Raw genomic sequence first — 2757 nt, 5'->3', positions numbered from 1 at the left:
GCGTGTCCCCTTCGTCTAGTGGCCTAGGACTCCGCCCTTTCACGGCCGTAACAGAGGTTCAAGTCCCCTAGGGGACGCCAAGGCGGGAATAGCTCAGTTGGTAGAGCATAACCTTGCCAAGGTTGGGGTCGGGAGTTCGAGTCTCCTTTCCCGCTCCAGATTCAAAAAAGCCCTCATCGAAAGATGGGGGCTTTTTTTATACCAGTCGCGTTTGCCAGCCCATAAATCAGCACCATTTTGCATAAGTTTGTCATTATTTATGTATTTCAACTGCTTAAAGATTCAGCATAATCGCTGCTTTTTAAAATAAAGTCCTCTTTTCAAGTGTTCAGGCACTGTGTATAACAATGAACCGGGAATGGAAACCAATAAGCATAGGCAAACATCGTAAAAAAACGGTAGACTATGCAACAATCAATGCAAGCAAAATGTCATTTGAGACAAAAAGAAGGTGAAGGTAGATGCCGCTCAATACCGTTGAAGAGCTCGTAGCAGATATCCGTGCAGGAAAAATGGTCATCCTGATGGATGATGAAGATCGTGAAAATGAAGGTGATTTAGTTATTGCTGCGACACACGTACGTCCAGAAGACATCAACTTTATGATCACCCATGCGCGTGGTTTGGTCTGCCTGACTTTAAGTAAAGAGCGTTGCCAGCAACTCAATTTACCCTTAATGGTCGATGCCAACGGCGCCCAGCACGGTACTAACTTCACGCTTTCGATTGAAGCTGCGAAAGGAATTTCTACCGGAATTTCACCTGCTGAACGTGCCCATACGATTCAAACAGCCGTGGCAGCGCATGCCAAACCTGCAGACATTGTGCAACCGGGTCATATTTTCCCACTGATGGCACAGCCAGGTGGCGTATTGCACCGTGCCGGTCATACTGAAGCAGGTTGTGACCTTTCACGTTTGGCTGGTCTTGAACCAGCATCGGTGATCTGTGAAATTATTAATGAAGATGGCACCATGGCGCGCCGTCCTGATCTTGAAGTTTTCGCAGAAAAACATGGTTTGAAAATTGGTACCATTGCGGATCTGATTCATTACCGCATGACCAATGAACAAACGGTTGAGCGTATTGATCAGCAAAAAATCGATACTGAATATGGCAGCTTTGATCTGTATCGCTATCGTGAACTGGGTAACCCGGATATTCATTTGGCCTTGGTCAAAGGTGAGCCTAAAGATGGCGTGACCACAGTGCGTGTGCATGGTTTTAACCCGACCCGTGACTTGCTGAAAATTAATAAGCAAGATGGCGAACCGGCCTGGAACCTAGATCGCGCCCTGAAAGAAATTTCCAATAGTGATCGTGGTGTACTGGTCTGGATCGGTCAACGCCATTTACAGGATCTTGGCCCTGCGCTGGAAAGTTTAACTACACCAAAACCAACCAAATCAAGTGCTGCGTTGTCTCAGCAGTATCAAACCATTGGTGTAGGTGCACAGATTTTACGTGATTTAGGGGTTGAGAAAATGAAATTACTCAGCTCGCCATTACGTTTTAATGCATTATCAGGTTTTAATTTAGAAGTGGTGGAATACATCACCGCACATCAAACAACAGAGAAATAATCGAGGTTGCTATGGCAGTTCGCCGTATTGAAGGTATGTTACATCTCGCGAGCGAAGGCCGTTACGCGATTTTAGTGGGTCGTTTTAATAGTTTTGTTGTCGAACATCTATTAGAAGGTGCAATTGATACATTGAAACGTCATGGTGTATCAGAGGATAATATCACTGTTGTTCACGCACCTGGCGCCTGGGAACTTCCTGTGGTTGCTAAAAAATTGGCAGCTTCAAATGGTTTTGATGCAATTATTGCACTTGGCGCCGTGATTCGTGGTAGCACGCCTCACTTCGATTTTGTTGCTGGTGAATGTGCCAAAGGTTTAGGCGTGGTTGGTCTGGACACTGGCTTACCAGTAATTAATGGTGTATTGACTACGGATAGTATTGAACAAGCGATTGAACGCTCGGGTACAAAAGCAGGTAATAAAGGTGGTGAAGCTGCCCTTACTGCAATTGAAATGGTTAACTTGTTAAAGGCTATTTAACGCTATGTCGCAAACACTTCAAGCAACTTATGCAGCAAAACGTAAAGCACGTCGCTTTGCTGTACAAGGAATTTATGAATGGCAGATGAGCCACAATCCGGTACATGAGATTGAAGCACGTACACGTGTGGAAAATGCCATGCACAAAGTGGATCTCGGCTATTATCATGAATTGTTGACTCAAGTGGTTGCCAATCATGAAGCATTGGATGCGCTCTTAATCCCTGTGCTTGATCGCGAAATTGATGCGCTTGATGGCGTTGAACTCGCAACGCTTCGTCTTGGTGCGTATGAATTGAAAGAACATCTTGAAATTCCATATCGCGTGGTTCTAGATGAATCGATTGAGCTTGCTAAACATTTTGGCGGTGCAGACAGCCATAAATACATCAACGGTGTATTGGACCGTTTAGCAACCAGCTTACGTGCAGCAGAAAAGCAACAAGCCGACTAATTTTTCAGTAGATTTGTTGTATGGCTGAGTTTTCGATTATTGACACCTATTTCAATCGTCAGACTTCTGCGTCTGTCGATTTAGGTGTCGGTGACGACTCAGCCTTGCTCACCCCTCCTCCACAGCAACAACTGGTCATCTGTGCCGATACACTGGTTGCTGGACGCCATTTTCCTTTAGAAACCGATCCACATGCCATCGGCTGGAAATCTGTGGCTGTCAATTTATCTGATATTGC

Annotated in this window: 4 protein-coding genes and 2 tRNA genes; all 6 read left to right on the top strand. The window is 45.3% G+C overall.

The window, feature by feature from the left end; genetic code table 11:
* Nucleotides 1-4 precede the first annotated feature (4 nt).
* Nucleotides 5-80: transfer RNA gene (locus B2Y23_RS09490), tRNA-Glu, on the top strand.
* Nucleotides 81-82: 2 nt separating this feature from the next.
* Nucleotides 83-158, top strand: a tRNA-Gly gene (locus B2Y23_RS09485).
* A gap of 303 nt (nt 159-461) precedes the next feature.
* The gene (ribBA, locus tag B2Y23_RS09480; protein ID WP_291370468.1) at nt 462-1583 is read left to right on the top strand and encodes a bifunctional 3,4-dihydroxy-2-butanone-4-phosphate synthase/GTP cyclohydrolase II; all 1122 of its coding nucleotides are present in this window, start codon (nt 462-464) and stop codon (nt 1581-1583) included.
* Nucleotides 1584-1594: 11 nt separating this feature from the next.
* The gene (gene ribE, locus B2Y23_RS09475; RefSeq protein WP_174560379.1) at nt 1595-2065 is read left to right on the top strand and encodes a 6,7-dimethyl-8-ribityllumazine synthase; all 471 of its coding nucleotides are present in this window, start codon (nt 1595-1597) and stop codon (nt 2063-2065) included.
* A 4-nt stretch (nt 2066-2069) separates the two neighbouring features.
* A complete protein-coding gene (gene nusB / locus B2Y23_RS09470) occupies nt 2070-2519 on the top strand; it encodes a transcription antitermination factor NusB (RefSeq protein WP_291356438.1) in 450 nt (149 codons plus the stop codon).
* Between the two features lie 20 nt (nt 2520-2539).
* Nucleotides 2540-2757, top strand: a 218-nt coding sequence (locus tag B2Y23_RS09465) for an AIR synthase related protein (protein WP_349679437.1), incomplete at its 3' end; no start/stop codon positions are given.

Source organism: Acinetobacter sp. UBA5934, from assembly GCF_002430855.1.
In the GTDB taxonomy this organism is placed as follows: domain Bacteria; phylum Pseudomonadota; class Gammaproteobacteria; order Pseudomonadales; family Moraxellaceae; genus Acinetobacter.
The sequence above is the reverse complement of the archived record's forward strand: the minus strand, read 5'-3'. Positions and strand labels throughout refer to the sequence as shown.

What these genes read in the sequence shown, in the direction of transcription:
- ribBA (WP_291370468.1), top strand. Translation starts at nt 462, where the DNA reads ATGCCGCTCAATACCGTTGAAGAGCTCGTAGCAGATATCCGTGCAGGA.
- ribE (WP_174560379.1), top strand. Translation starts at nt 1,595, where the DNA reads ATGGCAGTTCGCCGTATTGAAGGTATGTTACATCTCGCGAGCGAAGGC.
- nusB (WP_291356438.1), top strand. Translation starts at nt 2,070, where the DNA reads ATGTCGCAAACACTTCAAGCAACTTATGCAGCAAAACGTAAAGCACGT.